This window comes from Paraglaciecola sp. IT1134 (genome assembly GCF_058068185.1).
Window position 1 is genome coordinate 1,514,684 of sequence record NZ_CM176486.1, and the last position, 20,459, is coordinate 1,535,142.

The following is a 20,459-nucleotide window of genomic DNA, read 5'->3' on the forward strand; positions in this document are numbered from 1 at the left end:
TTTTTTTGTATCAGGGGTACTGATAATATCAGTGTTTCTATCAATCCTGTATCAGGCAATCTTTATTCTTAATAGCAGGTGGTGTGCTAATCCTGCGGTCGTCCGTCGCTAAGCGGACCCCCAGCCTCTCGCAGAGCTCGAGTCGTTCAGCCGGTTACGCTTCTTCGAAGCTAAAAGCCAACCGTCCTCACCCCCATGCGAGAGTAGCACACTGCCAGACTCCCATTACACGAAAAAGCCCCAACCAGAATACGGTTGGGGCTTTTTTCGTATAAGCGCATTCGCGCACGTGCAAATCCACATGAAAGACCTAATCCATCGGGTAAGGTTTACCTTTAGGTTTTTTGCGTTGACGACAGAGTAACAACCCACCCATGGCGTGTATATCTTCGCATTGTATAAATGAATACGTATGTAGTTCATTGCGGTTTGTTAACATTTAGTTAACATGGGGACTGTGAATTATACTGCGATTGGAATGAATACGTGAAACTTAAAATTGTAACTAACTCGGTGTTACTCATCGGGATCTTTTTTTTATCCGGGCTTAGTCAAGCTGCCGTTAATTTAAATAATCTGGGTGCGAATTATAGTATTGATCAACAACAGATCAATTTTCGTCTTTACTCATCCAGGGCAACTAAAATCGAACTTTATCTGTATGACCAAAGTTCGGGGGTAGGGGAAATATCTCATCACCCTTTGAGCAAAAATGCACAAAATATTTGGACGGTATCTCTGCAGACTAGCGAGTTAGATAGCCGTTTAAGTGGTGCTATATATTATGGCTACCGCGCCTGGGGACCCAATTGGGATTATGACCCTGCATGGCAGGAAGGAAATGATGCTGGCTTTGTCAATGATGTAGATAGCCAGGGCAATCGCTTTAATCCAAATAAATTATTATCGGATCCTTATGCTAAAGAACTCAGTCATGACCACATGACGCCCCAGTGGCCTGACAAGACTGTTTATGCGTCGGGCGTTTTGTATCGTAACTTAGATAGTGGTCCCTTTGCACCTAAGGGGATAGTGTTGGGAATGAATAGTCAGTCAACCGGGACAAAGCCCACCCGCGCGCTAAAGGATGATGTGGTCTATGAAGTTAATGTTCGTGGATTTACCATGAACGATGCAAGCATTCCCGTGCAGTACCGCGGAACTTATAAGGGGGCTGCGTTAAAGGCTGGCTACTTAGCGGATTTGGGTATTACTGCCGTGGAATTTTTGCCAGTACAAGAAACACAGAATGACACTAATGATGTGGATGACTCTTCCACTGATGGTGACAATTATTGGGGCTATATGACATTAAATTATTTTGCTCCAGATCGTCGCTATGCCAGCGATAAGTCAGCTGGCGGACCAACCAACGAATTTAAAGCAATGGTGAAGGCCTTTCACGATCAGGGTATAAAAGTGCTGATTGATGTGGTGTATAACCATACCGGTGAAGGCGGAGCCTGGACCAGCGGTGATCCCACTACTTACAACCTTTATTCATGGCGCGGATTAGATAACCCAACCTATTATTCTCTTACCAATGATAAACAGACTTCATGGGATAACACCGGGGTTGGAGGCAACTACAATACCGTAAACCCCATTGCTCAAGATGTGATCATCGATTCTTTAGATTATTGGATTGAAGAATTTGGCATCGATGGTTTTCGCTTTGATTTAGCCTCGGTACTGGGTAACACCTGTGAGCATGGTTGTTTTAACTATGACAAGCTCGCCTCTAATACGGCACTAAACCGTATTATTAGTGAATTTGCCGAGCGCCCTGCACTAGGTGGTCAAGGCATAGATTTTATCGCCGAACCTTGGGCTATAGGTGGAAATTCTTATCAGGTGGGAAATTTTCCTGCAGGCTGGTCCGAATGGAATGGTAAGTACAGAGACACCATTCGCAAAGATCAAAATCAGATTGGCGTGGAATCCGTCACGCTTGGGCAACTGGCTGACTTCTTTGCCGGTTCAGCTTCGTTGTTTCAAGATGATGGGCGTAAACCTTGGAATTCAGTAAATTTCGTCGTAGCGCATGATGGTTTTAGCCTTAAGGACCTCTATTCCTGCAACGCTAAAAATAACATACAACCATGGCCATATGGAGAATCTGACGGTGGTGAAAGCAATAATCATAGTTGGGATCAAGGAACGTTTAATCAAGCACAAGAACAGCGCAAGGCCGCCAGAAACGGAGCGGCCTTATTATTATTAAGCGCGGGTACCCCTATGATTACTGGGGGAGATGAATATCTTCGCTCACTCAATTGTAACAATAACCCATACAACCTTGATTCTGTAGCTAATTGGCTGAATTACAATTGGGACGCGGATCAAATTAATTTTAATAAGTTTGTAAAAGGGATGATTGAATTCCGAAACAGCCATCCTGCCTTGCGCCCTGCTGATTTCTATCAAAGTGGCGACACAAATGGCAATGTCATGGAACAATTGCGTTGGTTTACGCCCAATGGGGTAGTCGCTGATGCTGGCTATTTTAATGATCCTAATAATCATGCTATTGCTTATCGTATTGATAGTACTGAATTTGGTGAACAAACCTCTGCAATTTATATCGCCTATAACGGCTGGTCCGGTAATGTAAACTTCACCTTACCTTGGCCTGGCCAAGGTAAGGATTGGTACAGAGTTACCGATACCGCAAATTGGAATGAAGGAGCTAATACAGTAAGGTTAACAGGCAACGAAGACTTTATTGGTGGTGAAAATACCTCATATGGTTTAAACGGCCGGGCTGTATTGGTATTAATTTCAAAATAACGCTTAACATCTAGAACGAGTCGATTCGCTGTAGAGTCTGTCGACTGCCTGATTTGAAGACTCTGCCGTTGTCTTTAAAAATACATACCCCGGCGCAGGCTTTGAGCTGGATACTGCTTAGCAGTAACCGGCTTGCCCCCAATTTTCTTTTAAGCCAAAACAGGCACGCAGTGATAACGCTATTTAGACCAGTGTGGTTGCTGCTTATAGTGTTTTTGAGAAGGTGCGGGGCATTATTGGCACGCAGTTCGGTTGCAATACTCATACCTAATGGTCTTTAGTTGTGATCTTTTAAAAATATTTTTTACAACTGACCGAATCCTTTTACTTCAAAATGTTGAAGTGTACAACTCGTTCGGCCTTCGTCTCAAATCGAGAAACTGCGCTGATTATTTGCCTTGGATCTTTTCTTGGCAGCAAAAAATAACCCAGACGTCGCCAGCACATAGAAAATCAAACGCGCCAGCGTCAACTAATAGTTCGCTGCCTTTTTGCCAAATGGTCTGCAATGACTGAATAACAAACTCCCAGTGTGACGACTTTGAAGCATTTATCAGGTGTTAGGCCAATAACTCCTACATTTCGTTGAGGTCGGTTAGCAGGGCATGATGTAGCCAAAAAATTAGACAGTCTCAATGATAAAAAATCGCATCTTGGTGGCCAGAACATAATCTCTTGAGACAGGTTAAGTGCGGCAGTTGAATATACTCTACGATATTAGTTATTTATAAAACAAGCAGTTAAAGCACCTTTTGCGGAGGCGGTTTTATGTACTGTGCAGCGCAAAATCAATTAGCACATTTTCAGGACAGCACCTACACTTGATTCGGGCGGTTAAAAAACGACCAGGCAAAAAAGGTCTGCTTAACTTAAGATCAGCATGTTCAATTAGTAAGAGCGCAAATATGCGGAATGAGCTTGTAGGTTATTTGCTCTAACCGAAGTTGAAAAACTGTACAAACACTGAGTCTGTTACAACAAAGGTTTGTGTGAATGGCTATTGCAATTGCATTAATTTTAATCGTTGTTGGTTCCGTCATATTTCATTTTTGGTCTCCCTGGGGGTTAGCTCCTTTGGCGTCCAATTGGGGTTCCATAGACGACACTATTGTCATCACGCTAATCATTACTGGTGTGGTATTTATCGCTATCAATTTGTTTATGGCAATAGCGATCCTCAGGTTTCGTCACAAAGAAGGTCGCAAAGCAAAATACGAGCCTGAGAATAGAAAGTTGGAAATGTGGCTCACGCTTGTCACTAGTGTTGGGATTATCGCGATGCTCGCTCCCGGCTTATTTGTATATAGTGACTTTGTAAACGTTCCAGAGGATGCAATGGAAATGGAAGTGGTTGGGCAGCAATGGAGTTGGAGTTTTCGCTTCCCGGGCCCAGATCTTACCCTTGGAAAGAGTGACGTTAAAAATATCAGTATTAGTAATCCATTTGGTCTGGACTCATTAGATAGCAATGCCCAGGATGACATACTGATACAAAGCAACCGGGTTTATTTGCCTGTCGATCAACCCGTAAAGATATATATGCGCTCCAAAGACGTGTTGCATGATTTTTACGTACCACAATTTAGAGTCAAGATGGATATGGTTCCTGGCAATGTGTCGTATATTTGGTTAACGCCCACAGTTCTGGGGGAATTCGAAATTCTCTGCGCTGAATTCTGTGGGGTAGGGCATTTTAATATGCGGGGTTATGTGCAGGTAGTGAAGCAACCTGAATATGAGCGATGGTTGGCAAGGCAAACTGTCTTCGCTACTTCTATGCAAGAAAGTAGCGCTTTGCAACTGAGTGCAAGTGCACAAAGTGGTCAGCAATTGGCGCAGACTAAGGGATGCTTAGCGTGCCACGATTTTATGGGCAACTCTATTGGCCCGTCCTGGCAAGACCTTTTCGGTAGTACCCGCAGCATGAAAGATGGAAGTACTGTGCAGGTAGATCATCAGTATTTGAAAGAATCGATCATCGCCCCTGGCGCCAAAGTAGTTAAGGGCTACGCGCCAATAATGCCAACTATTTTATTGACTGAGCTGGAAGTGGATTCCCTTATTGCTTTTATCAAGGAAAATGGAACAAACCTTGCGGATGGGGCTCCAAAAAAAGAATTATCTGGGCAAAAATTGGTCGGGGAGAAAGGCTGTATCGCCTGCCATAGTGCTGATGGAACGAAATTGTTGGGGCCAAGCTGGAAGGGGCTATTTGGTAAAACCCAGACTTTAGCGACTGGGCAGACTCTGAAAGTAGACGAGGCTTATTTACGTGAGTCAATGTTTCAGCCTACCGCTAAAATTGTTGCTGGTTTTCCTCCGATTATGCCGCCTCCTTTGCTTAGCGAGCAAGAGGCACAAGCAATAATTGATTATATAAAAACGTTGTAAACAGTCGAGACAGTATTGCGGAGCACAGATATGGAATTAGATACCGACCATGACATGCACGAACCGCAAAGCTTTTTTACCAGGTATGTCTGGAGTCAAGACCATAAGGTTATTGCCATCCAGTATTCCGTCATTGCTATATTAGTCGGCTTGGTAGCTTTGGTTCTTTCTGGTTTGATGCGTTTGCAGTTAGGCTTTCCTGGCTACTTCGATTTTATCGATCCTAGTGCCTATTATCAGTTTGTCACCATGCACGGCATGATCATGGTTATCTACTTGCTAACGGCTATTTTTCTTGGTGGTTTTGGCAATTACCTGATCCCATTGATGGTGGGAGCCAGGGACATGGTTTTTCCTTTCGTAAACATGCTTAGTGTGTGGTTCTATCTGCTTGCGGTGATCGTCTTGATGGCTAGCTTTTTTGTGCCGGGCGGACCCTCAGGAGCTGGCTGGACCCTGTACCCACCTCAAGCCATATTGCCGGGAACCCCTGGCTCAGATTGGGGCATTATTTTAATGCTGGTATCCTTGGCAATTTTTATCGTCGCGGCCACTATGGGTGGCTTGAATTATGTGACTACCGTTTTGCAAGCTCGCACCCGCGGTATGACATTGATGCGTATGCCGCTTACTGTATGGGGTATTTTTATGGCGACCATATTGGCATTGCTGGCTTTTCCTGCGTTGTTTGTCAGTGCCGTTATGATGTTGTTCGATAAGACACTGGGCACCAGTTTTTTCATGCCTGCTATCTTGTCTATGGGCCAGCAACTGGATCATGAGGGAGGAAGCCCGATTTTATTTCAGCATTTATTCTGGTTCTTTGGCCATCCTGAAGTTTATATAGTGGCACTGCCAGCCTTTGGGATAGTTTCAGATTTAATCAGCACCCATGCCCGCAAAAATATCTTCGGCTACCGAATGATGGTTTGGGCCATTGTGATGATAGGAGTAATGAGCTTCGTTGTTTGGGCTCATCATATGTATGTAAGTGGCATGAATCCTTATTTCGGTTACTTTTTTGCCACTACTACACTTATTATCGCGGTACCAACGGCGATTAAGGTCTATAACTGGGTCCTGACCATTTGGCATGGCAACATCCATTTAAATGTGCCTATGTTATTTGCGTTAGGCTTTGTCTGTACCTTTACTATTGGGGGCCTGACCGGATTATTTTTGGGCAATGTAGTCGTTGATCTGCCATTGTCTGACACCTATTTTGTAGTCGCTCACTTTCATATGGTCATGGGAGTGTCGCCAATCTTGGTAGTCTTTGGTGGTATTTACCACTGGTATCCCAAAATTACTGGGCGAATGCTTAATAATCGATTGGGCAAAATGCATTTTTGGGGAACATTTCTTGGAACCTATGCAATTTATTTCCCCATGCACTATTTGGGCATACTGGGTGTACCTAGACGTTATTTTGCCATCGAAAACTATGCATTTATTCCTGAATCTGCAAAAGACCTAAATGCCGTAATTTCGGTGATGGCGATCTTTGTGGCTCTTATACAACTAGTCTTTTTATATAATCTGGTGTGGAGTTATTTTAAGGGAAAACCTGCGGGTTCCAATCCATGGGGGGCCGCTTCGTTAGAGTGGCAAACCGAGAATACGCCTCCGACACATGGCAACTGGGGGAAAAATTTACCGGTTTGTTATCGCTGGGCTTATGATTACAGTGTGCCCGGTTACCAACAAGATTTTTTGCCGCAAAATTACAAAGATGAGCCAGTAACTAGCAATGACGAGGCGCGGCTATGAGTTTCTTGAGCCCGCTGTTGGAAAAACCCTGGGAGCAAGGTGGGACGGCCCATCACCAAGCTCGCAGTCGGGAGTACACCAGACGTGCGGGTCTACGTTTATTGTTACTGGTAGTATCAGTTTTATTTTTGTTATTCATAATTGCATTTTTAATGCGCTCGCAATATCCGGACTGGCAACCATTAGCGGAAGTACCCGATAATCCCCTGTATAACCTGCGCGCGTTGTGGTTGAACACTGCGTATCTGGGGTTGGCAAGTCTAAGCATTCAATGGGCCAGAATAAGTACTAACAAGGTCGGTTCCATTGGCTTAAAATTGGGTGTGCTCCTCGCCGGCTTGTTCTCCATAGCGTTTGTCACTGGACAATTATTGCTTTGGCAACAACTTTATCAACAAGGGTTTACGGTGAATGAGAACCCGGCACTGAGTTTTTTCTATTTGTTGACCGGGTTGCACGCAATACATGTTGGGATCGGTATTTTAATATGGGTTTTTGCTTTCACCACGCTTATTGCAGGCAGCCCTAGACTGAAACAATACGTGGAGCTGTGTGCCATATATTGGCACTTTTTATTTGGGTTGTGGTTAGTGTTATTTGTCTTGTTGGTGAGTAAACCTGAGACTTACGACGCTATTGTCGCATTCTGTGGGTTAGGCCGAGGGTAACGCAATGACTGCAAAACACTTAATACAAAGCCAGCACGGAGTAGAGGGCTTGGTGTCTGACTGGTCAGCTGATGAGGAAACATTCAAGATCCCTTGGGGGAAAGCCATGATGTGGATTTTCCTGGTGAGTGACACTTTTGTTTTTAGCTGTTTTCTCATCGGCTACATGGTCGTGCGTATGTCTGCGATGGATACTTGGCCCAACTCCAGTGAAGTATTTGCTTTGACTATTGGTGGGCAATCTATTCCGCTGCTTTTGATTGCCATCATGACCTTTATTCTTATCACCAGTAGCGGGACTATGGCGATGGCCGTCAATTTTGCTTATCGCAAAGACAAAACTCGTGCCGCGGTCTTGATGCTGGTAACCGCATTGCTCGGGGCTACATTCGTCAGCATGCAAGCCTTTGAATGGAGTAAGTTGATAGCTGAAGGAGTGCGCCCTTGGGCTAATCCTATGGGCGCTGCGCAATTTGGGGCGGTGTTTTTTATGGTAACTGGTTTTCATGGCCTGCACGTGTCAATTGGTGTCATTTATTTAAGTATTGTGGCGCTGAAGATCGCCAAGGGTCATTATGCAAAACGGGGAAATTACGAAATAGTCGAAATTACCGGGCTGTATTGGCACTTTGTTGATCTGGTATGGGTGTTTATCTTTGCTCTTTTTTATTTGTGGTAACGACACCGATTAATGTCGGTAAAGGGGGTATTTCTGTGGATTTACAAACTCCGGTTGATGCACATGTCCATCAACAGCATCCTGTCAGTCTATATCTGAAAGTTTGGTTACTGTTGTTTGTGCTAAGTGGTCTGTCTTACATGGTTGACTATTTACAGTTGCAAGGGCTGTTACGCTGGTCACTCATTTTGTTGTTTATGGCATTAAAGGCAGGTTTAATCATCAGTATTTTCATGCATATGATGTGGGAGAGAATGGCACTTATCTGTGCAATATTACTACCCCCGCTTTGTCTTTGTTTGTTTATCGCTATTATGGCCATCGAATCAAACTATACGTTTTTTACTCGCATGTTATTTTTTTCCAATGGTTAGACAAGGCGGAGCCCATTTTCTAAGTAAAGGGCCCCAGCCTTTTTAAGACCTAGGGCATAGATTTCATAAACTTATTATACTTATCTTGACCTTTTACTACCCAAGTTGGGGTAGCTACTCCAGTACCTGCATGTTTTAACCCTGCGTGATTAGCGACTACATCCTGGAGTACCGCTTCCTGCTCGGTATCGATATCTACAAAAAATACATGTTTACCGGTTTTTAATAATTTTTGAAATCGTTTAAATTCTTGATTGGGAATTTGAATACCGATCAAGCCGCCTTCCCAAGTACAAAAACCTAATACAATGACCGCCAAAAATCCAAAAGGTAACCAACCGACTTCCGTCAGGTGCCATTCCATAAAATAAGCGATTAACAGCACGACGGCCGCAGCAATAAAACCAACCACTGCGCCCAACTCAGTGGAGTGCACCACATCTTGTTTGAGGACTGCTTCGATGGCGGGTAAATGATGTTTCTCAACTTCAGCATCGTTCTCACTTAATACATGAATTTGAGGGGTAGCCAGACCTTTTGCTTCTAATTCTTGTTCGATAACTTCCAGGTCGTCAAGGTCATCACTGATATAGTAATGTCTCAACATATTTTATCTCCAATTGAGTTACGAAATACAACCTGATAAATAATCAGGTTGCCGACAAGCTTAGTATAGCAGTATTTTTTAATGTAAATTATATGTTATAAAATTCAGGTGCCTGCTAACTTTTTAAATCACGTTGCCAATGTTTTTTTCAAAGGCTTCTTACCTAATAAACCGTTGATCTATTATTAATATCGTCATGAGTAGGGGCAGATACACAATGCTGGCCAAAAAAACTTGCCGAGCATTTTGCAAGCTGTATCGGTTATACAGCTTTAATGATAAAAATAGTAAGCTGAAACCTAATAGTAGTGCTGCTACAAAATATACGTATTTACCTAGGCCTAAAGCGGGTGCGAGTAGAGAAATGGCTAACAGGGCCCCACTAAACACTGAAATTATACTGCGAGTCGCGAGATCAATTGCGGGATTGTCAGGTAATAATTGGTAACCGCCAGCCGCATAATCTTTTTGATACATAGTCGCCAGAGCCATAAAGTGCGGGATTTGCCATAAGTATAAGATACAGGCTAACAACCAAGCTTGGGCTGAAAATTCATTGGTGGCCGCCGTCCAACCCATAATTGGGGGGATGGCTCCTGGTATTGCTCCGGCTAATACAGCTATAGGGGTGTAAGGTTTAAGGGGAGTGTAGATAAATAAATAACAGCCGAGACTGAATAAGGCCAAATAGCCTGTTAGGGGGTTTACGCCATAATATAGCAGCAATACACCACACATCGATGCTATTAAGGTTACAGCATAAGCGTGTTTAATTGACATTTTACCCGAAGGGATAGGTCTATTTCGGGTTCGTTTCATCAAACCATCTCTGTGCCATTCCATGCATTGATTCAAACCATTGGCACCCATAACAATGAGTAAAGTGCCAATAAATAGGCATATAAGTTGCGAATAATTAACTCGAGTGACACCTAACCCATAACCAATAGCGGTGGTGAATAACACTAATAATGACAAACGCAGTTTACCTAACTGTCTATATAACTTGAGGTAGTGCTCTATTGACGCTATAACTTTGGCCATTTTTCTCGCTCCAAAACAGGGTATAGGAGACATATGCCAATAATATTAGGTCACTAATTCATTGACCGCTATTCTCTTTGGCCGACCTCACAGCCTTACTTTATCTCCAAGAAAAATTAGTTAGCTCAGTTGCTTAACCAGCTTAAAGAATTAAAAGTGATGGTTGATATAAGTAACAGCTTAAAATATACGACCGCCGCTCAGTAGTGAAGGTTTCTCAACTTAAGTATTGTTTGTAGTATCTTTCTGCTCTTCATCCGGGGTAGATTCGGCCAACACCACGTGCGATCTCAATGCAACGGGGGACGTTATTTTTGTTGGCTGCTTGGCTGTCGCTCATCACCAGTAGATAAATTTATTTCTACTAATTTTGAAATGGAATGAAATAAATGAAATATTAGCAAACGGTCTTGGGTCTATAATGAGGTGTCTAATAACTATATAACATAAATTACAAAAGGTAGCCGATATGAAACAGATCAAACAAACTACTATTGCAACCGCCATTGGCGCTGTTGTATTAGGTTCACTAGCTTCCGTTAGCCTTCAAGCGAACGCTAATCCATTCGATATGCAGACGTTAGAGTCTGGTTATATGCAAGAAGTCGCTGAAGGCAAGTGTGGTGGTGATAAAGCCGCTAAAGAAGGCACACACGGTGACGATAAAGCCAAAATGGAAGGTAAATGCGGTGGCGACAAAGCTAAGAAAGAAGGCAAGTGCGGCGAAGGCAAATGTGGCGCTGATAAAGCTAAAATGGAAGGTAAATGTGGCGGCGACAAAGCTGAAAAAGCCGATCACGAAGGTAAATGTGGCGGCCAAGCCTAGCAGTCGATAGTTTAGTGCAAAGGCCGGATTAACCGGCCTTTATTTTTTTCGCTTGATAAATAAGGTAAATAGAATCAGTGGTGGCAAAGGGGAATATCTATGGGGCATGAAACTTTCAGTGGTGTTGGGTTGGGTTTACGCCGTGAAATGATGGATGAGCTGTTAGCTGATATCCCCCAATCTGTGAATTTTTGGGAAGTGGCTCCTGAAAACTGGATCCCTCTTGGTGGTAAATACCAACAGCAACTGCGTACGTTTACCGAAAATTGTCAATTTGTCACCCATGGCCTGTCGCTTTCTATTGGTGGCCCTGAACCATTAGATATCAATTTTATCAAAGATGTAAAAGGTTTTCTGGATCAGCACAATATTACTCATTACAGTGAACATTTAAGCTACTGTTCAGGCAAAGGTCACCTTTACGATTTGATGCCCATTCCCTTTACCGAAGAAGCGGTTAACTATGTCTCCCTACGAGTAAAAACAGTCCAGGACATACTTGAAAGACCCCTGGTTTTAGAAAATGTTTCTTATTATGCCGCACCCTCCCAAGCCATGACAGAGCAAGAGTTTACCTTGGCCGTGCTGGACCAAGCGGATTGTTTGATGCTGTTGGATGTAAATAATATTTATGTGAATTCCATTAACCATCAGTATGATGCCCAAGCGTTTCTTGCTGCTATGCCCACATCCAAAATTTTATATGGACACATTGCTGGCCATTTTGACGAAGCGGATGATTTGAAGGTGGATACTCATGGTGCGGATGTGATCCAACCGGTGTGGGATTTACTCGATAAAGCGTATGCACTGCACGGTGTTTTTCCAACCTTATTAGAACGTGACTTCAATATCCCACCTATTAACGAGCTACTTCGTGAAGTTGAAAAAATTCGGTCGATACAGCAGAAATATCAAACGACATCGTATGAATCACAACTTCGAGGTTTGGCGTAGATGTATGATTTCCAAAAAACGCAATTGGCATTTATTGATCATCTAAAAAATCCTGAGCTCAATCCGTTAGATTTAGGTATTGAAGATCGCCGCTTAAAAATATATCGAGAATTATTTTTTAATAATATTAAAGGCTTTCTCAGTTCTGGATTTCCAGTATTACAAAGCTTATACACCGAACAAGCCTGGAACCAGCTGGCGAGACATTTTTTTGCTCAACACCAGTGTCGCTCTCCCTATTTTATCGACATCAGCAAAGAGTTTGTGGAATATTTAAGTAACGCCTATCAACTAACGGAGGACGATCCGCCTTTTTTGCTTGAATTGGCGCATTACGAATGGATGGAATTGGCAATAAGCGTACGAAAACAGTGCCACGAGCTGACACCCTGGGATGGCAAGTCCGTAATTGAAGCAGTTCAATTGTCAGCTTTGGCCAGTGTTGTGAGCTATCAATTCCCGGTACACCAGATTAGCCAGGAATTTCAACCGACAGAAGCTGGCGAAACGGTATACCTGGTGATCCACCGAAATGATCAGTATGAAGTTGGTTTTACCCTGATTAATGCTCTAACTGCACATTTATTGCAAACTATAGAAGTGCAGCAAAATATAAAGCTTGAACACCTGATTAAATTGATGACCGAAAGTTTGCCTCATCTTGACGAACAACAAGTCACAATGGGTGTCAGACAGTTAGTGGAGCAAATGTTGCAACAGCGTATATTATTTCCCTATTAGATTTACTGGTAATTTGGCTATCAATTTGTTCGACTTTGAATTAACATTTGCGGCTGAATCAATATTAGTAAAATCGCGATGTGTGGAGTTTTCAATGCAAAATAATAATGCTACTTATGACCCCTTCAATTTGGGTTACTTGGCAGTGGCGCTTGTGACGTTGTTGGCATTACCTTTAATGCATGTGATCCTCGGCTGGTTCGTTTTTTATCTTTAGCCGTCGTATATTTACTTGTCAATAATAACGGGGAATGCTGTGCCCGCCGCTTATATAAAGTCGGTTATTAAAACCGTACCAGACTATCCCAAGCCTGGGATTTTGTTCCGAGACGTCACATCTATCTTGGAAGATCACAAAGCCTACACGTCAAGTATTGAGTTATTGGTCAAGGAGTTTGCTCATTATAACTTTGATAAGGTTGCAGGTACTGAAGCCCGTGGATTTCTGTTTGGTGCTCCGTTGGCTATCGAACTTGGTATCGGTTTTATTCCGGTCCGTAAACCGAATAAATTGCCACGTAAAGTAATAAGTGAAACCTACGAGTTGGAATACGGTACGGATTCGTTAGAAATTCATGAAGACGCCGTAAAACCTGGTGAAAAGGTATTAATGTTAGATGATTTGCTGGCAACTGGTGGCACTATGATAGCGACTGCTAATCTGATCCGCAGACTGGGCGGTATAGTGGAACATGCCGGTTTTGTTATTTCGCTTCCGGCTTTAGGTGGAGAAATCAGACTCAATGAAATCGGTGTGCAAAGCCATTCAATATGTGAGTTCGAAGGCGAGTAATACTAACTTATGAGTTATCAAGTTCTAGCGCGAAAATGGCGGCCAAACAATTTTAGCGAATTGGTCGGTCAAGAGCATGTGGTGACGGCCATCTCCAATGCGTTAGACAACGATAGACTGCACCATGCCTATTTGTTTACCGGTACGCGAGGGGTCGGTAAAACGACTATCGCCCGCATATTTTCTAAAAGCCTTAATTGTGAACAGGGAATGGGCTCCAAACCCTGCGGTCAATGCAGTACTTGTAAAGAAATTGAGCAAGGTAACTATGTTGATCTGTTAGAGATAGACGCCGCCTCTCGAACCAAGGTAGAAGATACCCGTGAATTGTTGGATAACGTGCAATATCGCCCTACAAGGGGCAGGTATAAAGTGTACCTTATCGATGAAGTTCACATGTTATCCAAGCATAGTTTCAATGCGCTACTTAAAACGCTTGAAGAACCGCCACCTCATGTAAAGTTTTTGTTGGCGACCACAGATCCGCAAAAATTACCCATCACTATTTTGTCTCGATGTTTGCAATTTAACCTCAAAGCCTTGTCCAGAACTCAAATTGCCAAGCAGTTGGAGTATGTATTCCAGCAAGAGCAGATCAATAGCGAGCCTGAGGCGATTAGCCAATTGGCCAGAGCAGCACAAGGCAGTATGCGAGATGCTTTGAGCCTATCAGATCAAGCGGTCGCCCAGGGAAACGGTCACGTTAGTCTGGCAATTGTGACCGATATGCTTGGCTTGATGGATAAAAATCAAGTATTAAAACTGCTAAATTTTGTGTTACAAAAAGATAGTCAGGCAGTTTTCGCCGCTGTTGATAAAATGTCTGAACAAGCACCTGATTACGGCCAAATCCTAAGCGAAATAATGAGTTTACTGCACCAGGTTGCTTTGACCCAATTTGTTCCTGAGGCTTGTAAATTAGAAACGATTTCAGCCAGAGCTATATTTAAATTGGCTAAAAGTGTCGCACCCGAACAAGTGCAACTGCTTTACCAGATTGCACTGCAAGGCAAGAAAGATTTGCCTTTTGCGGCGGATGCCAAAACCGGTCTGGAAATGACTCTGTTACGCATGTTGGCTTTTAGCCCGGTTAAATCATCGTTGGGTATAGATGATCTAGTTGTTAAAATCCCGAACATGGCGAATGATCTCAGTGAGCAAGCGTATCAGCAAGAAACTGACCATCAGGGGACTGTGGTATCTGATGATATACACAAGACTGAAGAGCAAGATGCCAGTTCCAATAAACCGGTATCATCCAAGGTGTTGTCTGATACATTAAATCAAGCTGAATCGTCAATCCCGGTTTGTGCAACGCCAATAACCGCACAACCCACTGAAGCATTATACTCAAATACGGAACAGGATGATTTTGAACAACAACAAGATTTGATCGCCCAGCAACAACATATAATGCAAGAAGCAGAGACGTTTATCGCGCCCGACGGTCCTCACGGGGAAGTTGAGAGATCTGCTACAGCACAAGTCTCTGACACTTCAGCAGAATTACTGGTTAAAAAAAGTGACACTGATAGCACTAGCTCTACCGAGAGCTTATTAGCCTTAAAACGTAAATTGCACCAGCGTCAGCTTGACCAAGAGGAGCAATCTTCTTCGGTAAAAAAGTCTGAAAGAACCTTTGATCCCAGTAGTTTTTTACCTGGCGCTGGGGGCGCGGACGCATATCGTCCTTCGCAAAGCGACAATATCCTAGCTGAGACACAGATTATCCCCGTAAATGAGGCTCAATCTACTCAATCTGACGACGGTGAGTCGCTACCACCCTGGTCAACGGGCGATGAAGCGGTTTCTGAAGTCAGCATTTCTGTGGAGCGTCAGACATTGGTGTCGGGTAAGCCTGAGGAAGTGGCGGACGCCTTATTTGATCCGACTTCACATTTATCCCAGGATCTTGATTGCCAGGTTGATTACGTGGTTCCCGCATTCCTGGAAAATGGCGAGAAGGTGATATCGGCACAACAGCTTGACAGCTGGAGCCAGTTAATCGGTCAGATGCAAGTTGCAGCATTGACCAAACAACTTGCTTTGCATTCCGAGTATTCTCATCAGGGTGACAGCGTCACTTTGAATTTACTCGGTAGCAAACAGCATTTGAATACCGAATCGGCCCACTTGCAATTGCAACAAGCATTGAGTGAAGTGTTGCAACGGGAAATTAAACTTGAGATCACAGTGGATAAGGCCCTTAATACGCCTTTTGCACTGCAGCAAACTATTAACAAAGTTCGCCTCGAATATGCACATCAGGTGGTTGAAAGTGATCCAAATATCAATAGGATCAAGGATACATTCGCCGCTCAGGTGTTAATCGATACGATAAAACCAACTTAATTACCATTAATAAGAGGATAAAGAGCATGATGAAAGGTGGTATGGCTAATATGATGAAGCAAGCGCAACAGATGCAAGAGCGCATGCAGAAAAATCAAGAAGAGCTGGCTAACATCGAAGTGACCGGCGAAGCGGGCGCAGGTTTGGTTAAGATCACCATGACTTGTAATCACAATGTACGCAAAGTGGTTATCGATCCTAGTCTGTTGGACGACGATAAAGACATGATCGAAGATTTGGTGGCAGCAGCAACCAACGACGCCGTGCGCCGGGTTCAAGAGATGACAAAAGAGAAAATGGCCGATGTGACTGGCGGTATGCCGTTGCCACCTGGCTTTAAGATGCCGTTTTAATACGCTTTTATCACTGGTATTTGACAGGTTCAATTGTTGTATTGAGGCGGCGTAATGAAACTTAGTCCACTTATTTTGGAGCTGATCAGCTCGCTAAAATGTTTGCCAGGGGTCGGTCCCAAAAGTGCTCAACGCATGGCATTTCACTTGTTAGAGCGCAATAGGCTGGGGGCTTTGCAATTGAGCAAAGTGTTGCACGATGCCATGGAACATGTCGGCCATTGTCATCAATGCCGAACCTTCACCGAAAACGAGTTGTGCGAAATATGTGCAAATCCTGCGCGAGTGGGTTCAGGGCGATTATGCGTGGTCGAATCGCCTCAGGATGTGATTGCCATCGAGCAAACAGCCGAGTTTAAAGGCTTGTATTTTGTATTAATGGGGCATTTATCGCCGATTGATGGCATAGGCCCTGGCGAAATTGGCCTGGATGAATTAGCGGATTTGATGGACAAAAATCAGTTAAGTGAAGTGATTTTGGCCACCAACCCTACGGTTGAAGGGGAGGCCACTGCCCATTATATCGCACAGATGTGTAGTTCCCGAGAGATTCAGGCTAGTCGTATCGCCCATGGTGTACCTGTGGGAGGAGAGCTGGAGTATATAGACGGCAATACCCTTACCCACGCCTTTGTCGGCCGGCGCTTGATCTAATTGATTGCCCGTACCGGTTGTGTAGCCGGTAACGGGCTTGCATAACGGGCAAATATCGACACAGCCATAGGTGTAAGGTCAGCGATTGACCGTCATCGAATATTGCCGCGGGGCTTAATATAAAAACAAAAATACAAAATTCGGCTTGAAATGTAGCAAACCGGCCTCATCTCCTAATTCATCGTATTTAGTGCTATGAATTAGGAGAATAATACCCATGGCCGAGACCATCCAAAAAGAAACTTATGGTTTTCAAACGGAAGTAAAACAGTTACTCCAGTTAATGATCCACTCACTTTATTCCAATAAAGAAATATTCCTGCGTGAACTTGTTTCCAATGCCGCTGATGCTGCCGACAAGTTGCGTTTCAAAGCCTTGTCCAATGACAGCCTATACGAAGGTGATGGCGATCTGTGTGTAAAGTTAAGCATAGATAAAGAAGCCGGCACGATCACTATAGTCGATAACGGTATTGGCATGAACCGTACGGATGTTATCGAACATCTTGGCACTATTGCTAAATCAGGCACTGCAGAGTTTTTCAACCATCTTTCCGGGGATCAAGCAAAAGATTCTCAGCTAATTGGCCAGTTCGGGGTTGGATTTTACTCATCATTTATCGTGGCTGACAAAGTCACTGTGCGCTCTCGTGCAGCCGGTGATGACGCTAGCAAAGGTGTGGAGTGGACTTCCGAAGGTGAAGGGGACTTTACCGTTGCCGATATCGAAAAAGCCGAGCGCGGAACAGAGATCATTCTACATCTACGTGCAGAAGAAAAAGAATTCGTCGATGATTGGCGTTTACGCTCTATCGTTAGCAAGTATTCTGATCACATCAGCATCCCTGTGATGATGTACAAAGAAGAAGTGCCGGAAAGTGAAGGGCAAGATGGCGAGAAAGAGCCAGCAGTACCTGGGCACTGGGAATCCATTAACAAGGCGACAGCCCTTTGGACACGTGATAAATCAGACATCAGTGACGAAGAATATAAAGAGTTTTACAAACATATCTCCCACGATTTTGGTGACCCTTTGGTCTGGTCTCACAACAAAGTTGAGGGCAAAACGGAATATACCAGTATGTTATATATTCCCGCCAAAGCGCCCTTTGATATGTGGAACCGTGACCAGAAACACGGCTTAAAGCTCTATGTGCAACGTGTATTTATCATGGATGACGCCGAGCAATTTATGCCAACCTATTTACGTTTTGTAAAAGGTTTGCTGGACTCAAACGATTTACCTTTAAATGTATCCCGTGAAATTCTACAAGATAACAAGGTGACCCAGGCAATACGTCAGGGGTGCAGCAAACGTGTATTGCAAATGCTGGAACGCATGGCCAAAAACGAGCCAGAAGCCTATCAAGGTTTTTGGTCAGAGTTTGGTAATGTTCTAAAAGAAGGCCCAGCGGAAGATGTCGCCAACAAAGAAAAAATTGCGGGTTTGATGCGCTTCGCTTCCACTCATACCGACAGCGATACTCAGAATGTGTCTCTGGCCGATTACGTGGGCAGAATGAAAGAAGGTCAGGATAAGATTTATTACATCACGGCTGATAGTTACAAAGCCGCTAAATCCAGCCCTCATTTGGAAATATTCCGTAAGAAAGGCATAGAAGTATTGTTAATGTCAGATCGTGTCGATGAATGGTTGATGTCACATTTAACAGAATTAGATGGCAAAAGCTTCCAGTCTATTACCCATGGCGCGTTAGATTTAGGCGATTTAGAAGACGAAGATAGCAAAAAAGCCCATGAAGACGCAGAAAAACAAGTTGAAGGTTTGATTGAGCGTGTTAAAGCTGTATTGGGTGACAGAGTCGTTGGCGTTAAATTTACTCATCGCTTGACCGATTCTCCGGCTTGTATTGTGGCCGATGAACACGGCATGACTACTCAGATGATTAAACTGATGCAGGCTGCAGGTCAGCCAGTGCCTGAGGCCCAGTATCATTTTGAGCTTAACCCGGAACATCAATTAGTTAAATTGCTAGCAGATGTGCAAGATGAAGAACAGTTCGGTCAGTGGACTGAGGTGCTATTTGATCAAGCCGCATTATCTGAACAGGGTAACTTGAAAGATCCAGCGAGCTTTGTGCAGAAACTAAACAAGCTGTTAATTAACCTGGCTAAATAGGCGTGAATTGCTATAGTTAACTTAAAAAAATGGGCTTTTTAGCCCATTTTCTGTGTATATTACGTTTTAATCCATGTTTTCACTGGTCAAATAAGACATAAGTCTTATACATCTTGTAACTAAAAGGCCGAATGTGTAAAGTTCAGCACTGGATTTTTAAACTTTATAATAAGGCGAGGGAGAGAATATGCGCATTATTCTTCTTGGTGCTCCTGGTGCTGGAAAAGGCACACAAGCTCAGTATCTAATGGGAAAATACGGTATACCACAAATTTCTACCGGCGACATGTTACGTGCTGCGATCACCGCCGGCACCGATCTGGGCATGACCGCAAAACGCGTTATGGATGAAGGCAAGCTGGTTTCTGATGAGCTTATCATTGGTTTGGTCAAAGAGCGTATCGCACAACAGGATTGTGAGAATGGTTTTCTGTTGGACGGTTTCCCACGCACTATCCCTCAAGCTGACGCTATGAAAGATGCCGGTATAATGGTCGACCATGTTATCGAATTTGACGTACCTGATGAGGTGATAGTTGAACGCATGGCTGGTCGCCGTGTCCACCCTGCTTCCGGTCGTGTTTATCACAGCGAGTATAATCCGCCTGAGGTGGAAGGCAAAGACGACGAGACCGGGGAAGACCTGATTGTGCGTCCGGACGACCAAGAAGCGACAGTACGTAACCGTCTGGGTATCTACCATGATCAAACCAAGCCATTAATTGATTATTATAGAGCCGAGGCCGAGGCCGGTCATTGCGCTTATCATAAAATCGATGGAACAAGATCTGTTGATCTGGTCAGTAGCCACCTCTCTGAACTACTCGGTTAAGATATAATAAATATCGTATAATTAAAGCCCACTGTTTACGTGGGCTTTTTTGTATCTAAACAAATTTGTACCGAACTGTAACTAAATGAGCTAATGCATATGTATACACCCATCACTGCTTTTTATGCCGGGTTACTGGCCATGTTATTTTTGTATCTGTCCGTATTGGTGATAGTAAACAGGCGAGGCAAGAAAATTTCCCTTGGGGATGGAGGGGACAAACATTTTATGCAGTTCATCCGTGCCCATGGGAATTTCAGTGAGTATGTTCCCCTTGTATTGGTGATGCAGTTAATTGCTGAAATCAATCGCAGCCATGAGCTTCTGGTGCATCTGATTGGTTTGACGCTGCTGTTTGGTCGACTGATCCATTCCTTTGGTCTGAGACGTCATACAGGCGCGAGTTGGCAGAGGCTCATGGGCATGTTACTGACATTCGCGTCGATGATCATAGCCGCAGTAATTAACCTGACAGTATTATATTAATA

At 43.7% G+C, this 20,459-nt stretch carries 19 protein-coding genes; 17 read left to right on the plus strand and 2 right to left on the minus strand.

All coding sequences use genetic code 11. The features are described 5' to 3' along the window. Positions 1 to 486 precede the first annotated feature (486 nt). From AC3RV5_RS06530 to AC3RV5_RS06555, 6 genes are all read left to right on the plus strand, one after another. Positions 487 to 2,790, plus strand: coding sequence for a glycogen debranching protein (locus tag AC3RV5_RS06530; RefSeq protein WP_489731147.1), 2,304 nt, complete (start codon positions 487 to 489; stop codon positions 2,788 to 2,790). 993 nt (positions 2,791 to 3,783) lie between these two features. Then, the gene (locus AC3RV5_RS06535; RefSeq protein WP_489731148.1) at positions 3,784 to 5,181 is read left to right on the plus strand and encodes a c-type cytochrome; all 1,398 of its coding nucleotides are present in this window, start codon (positions 3,784 to 3,786) and stop codon (positions 5,179 to 5,181) included. A 30-nt stretch (positions 5,182 to 5,211) separates the two neighbouring features. Then, positions 5,212 to 6,951 (plus strand): cytochrome c oxidase subunit I, encoded by a 1,740-nt coding sequence (locus AC3RV5_RS06540; protein ID WP_489731149.1) that lies wholly within the window; start codon positions 5,212 to 5,214, stop codon positions 6,949 to 6,951. Continuing rightward, positions 6,948 to 7,619, plus strand: a complete 672-nt coding sequence (locus tag AC3RV5_RS06545) for a cytochrome c oxidase subunit 3 (RefSeq protein ID WP_489731150.1) — start codon at positions 6,948 to 6,950, stop codon at positions 7,617 to 7,619. The genes AC3RV5_RS06540 and AC3RV5_RS06545 overlap by 4 nt, the downstream gene beginning before the upstream one ends. A 4-nt stretch (positions 7,620 to 7,623) precedes the next feature. Further along, the gene (locus AC3RV5_RS06550) at positions 7,624 to 8,298 is read left to right on the plus strand and encodes a heme-copper oxidase subunit III family protein (protein WP_489731151.1); all 675 of its coding nucleotides are present in this window, start codon (positions 7,624 to 7,626) and stop codon (positions 8,296 to 8,298) included. A gap of 35 nt (positions 8,299 to 8,333) precedes the next feature. Beyond that, entirely contained in the window at positions 8,334 to 8,672 is a 339-nt protein-coding gene (locus tag AC3RV5_RS06555; protein ID WP_489731152.1) for a cytochrome C oxidase subunit IV family protein, read from the plus strand. 49 nt (positions 8,673 to 8,721) lie between these two features. On the opposite strand, the gene AC3RV5_RS06560 is transcribed toward AC3RV5_RS06555, so the two are convergent. Together AC3RV5_RS06560 and cyoE are read right to left on the minus strand one after the other, a co-directional pair. After that, complete coding sequence (locus AC3RV5_RS06560) at positions 8,722 to 9,279, minus strand: NAD/FAD-utilizing enzyme (RefSeq protein WP_489731153.1); 558 nt, start codon at positions 9,277 to 9,279, stop codon at positions 8,722 to 8,724. Between the two features lie 159 nt (positions 9,280 to 9,438). Beyond that, positions 9,439 to 10,323, minus strand: coding sequence for a heme o synthase (gene cyoE / locus AC3RV5_RS06565; RefSeq protein WP_489731154.1), 885 nt, complete (start codon positions 10,321 to 10,323; stop codon positions 9,439 to 9,441). Positions 10,324 to 10,792: 469 nt separating this feature from the next. On the opposite strand from cyoE, the gene AC3RV5_RS06570 reads away from it, so the two are divergent. The 11 genes from AC3RV5_RS06570 (at position 10,793) to AC3RV5_RS06620 (ending at position 20,457) form a co-directional block, all read left to right on the plus strand. Next, positions 10,793 to 11,149 (plus strand): HvfA family oxazolone/thioamide-modified RiPP metallophore, encoded by a 357-nt coding sequence (locus AC3RV5_RS06570; RefSeq protein ID WP_489731155.1) that lies wholly within the window; start codon positions 10,793 to 10,795, stop codon positions 11,147 to 11,149. 99 nt (positions 11,150 to 11,248) lie between these two features. After that, the gene (locus AC3RV5_RS06575) at positions 11,249 to 12,106 is read left to right on the plus strand and encodes an HvfB family MNIO-type RiPP peptide maturase (protein WP_489731156.1); all 858 of its coding nucleotides are present in this window, start codon (positions 11,249 to 11,251) and stop codon (positions 12,104 to 12,106) included. Further along, on the plus strand, positions 12,107 to 12,847 hold the full coding sequence (locus AC3RV5_RS06580) for an HvfC family RiPP maturation protein (RefSeq protein ID WP_489731157.1): 741 nt from the start codon (positions 12,107 to 12,109) through the stop codon (positions 12,845 to 12,847). It abuts the gene before it with no gap. Between the two features lie 94 nt (positions 12,848 to 12,941). Next, entirely contained in the window at positions 12,942 to 13,064 is a 123-nt protein-coding gene (locus AC3RV5_RS06585) for a hypothetical protein (RefSeq protein ID WP_489731158.1), read from the plus strand. Between the two features lie 39 nt (positions 13,065 to 13,103). Further along, positions 13,104 to 13,640 (plus strand): adenine phosphoribosyltransferase, encoded by a 537-nt coding sequence (apt, locus tag AC3RV5_RS06590; RefSeq protein ID WP_489731159.1) that lies wholly within the window; start codon positions 13,104 to 13,106, stop codon positions 13,638 to 13,640. A 9-nt stretch (positions 13,641 to 13,649) separates the two neighbouring features. Then, positions 13,650 to 15,992 carry a DNA polymerase III subunit gamma/tau gene (dnaX, locus tag AC3RV5_RS06595; RefSeq protein ID WP_489731160.1) on the plus strand — a complete coding sequence of 781 codons (2,343 nt, stop codon included), beginning with the start codon at positions 13,650 to 13,652 and terminating at the stop codon, positions 15,990 to 15,992. Between the two features lie 26 nt (positions 15,993 to 16,018). Further along, a complete protein-coding gene (locus tag AC3RV5_RS06600) occupies positions 16,019 to 16,345 on the plus strand; it encodes a YbaB/EbfC family nucleoid-associated protein (protein WP_489731161.1) in 327 nt (108 codons plus the stop codon). A gap of 54 nt (positions 16,346 to 16,399) precedes the next feature. Then, positions 16,400 to 16,999: a recombination mediator RecR gene (gene recR / locus AC3RV5_RS06605; RefSeq protein ID WP_489731162.1), complete on the plus strand. Its 600-nt coding sequence runs from the start codon at positions 16,400 to 16,402 to the stop codon at positions 16,997 to 16,999. Between the two features lie 217 nt (positions 17,000 to 17,216). Continuing rightward, positions 17,217 to 19,139: a molecular chaperone HtpG gene (gene htpG, locus AC3RV5_RS06610; RefSeq protein ID WP_489731163.1), complete on the plus strand. Its 1,923-nt coding sequence runs from the start codon at positions 17,217 to 17,219 to the stop codon at positions 19,137 to 19,139. 187 nt (positions 19,140 to 19,326) lie between these two features. Then, positions 19,327 to 19,971: an adenylate kinase gene (gene adk, locus AC3RV5_RS06615; protein WP_489731164.1), complete on the plus strand. Its 645-nt coding sequence runs from the start codon at positions 19,327 to 19,329 to the stop codon at positions 19,969 to 19,971. Between the two features lie 99 nt (positions 19,972 to 20,070). Continuing rightward, a complete protein-coding gene (locus AC3RV5_RS06620) occupies positions 20,071 to 20,457 on the plus strand; it encodes an MAPEG family protein (RefSeq protein ID WP_489731165.1) in 387 nt (128 codons plus the stop codon). Positions 20,458 to 20,459 lie beyond the last annotated feature (2 nt).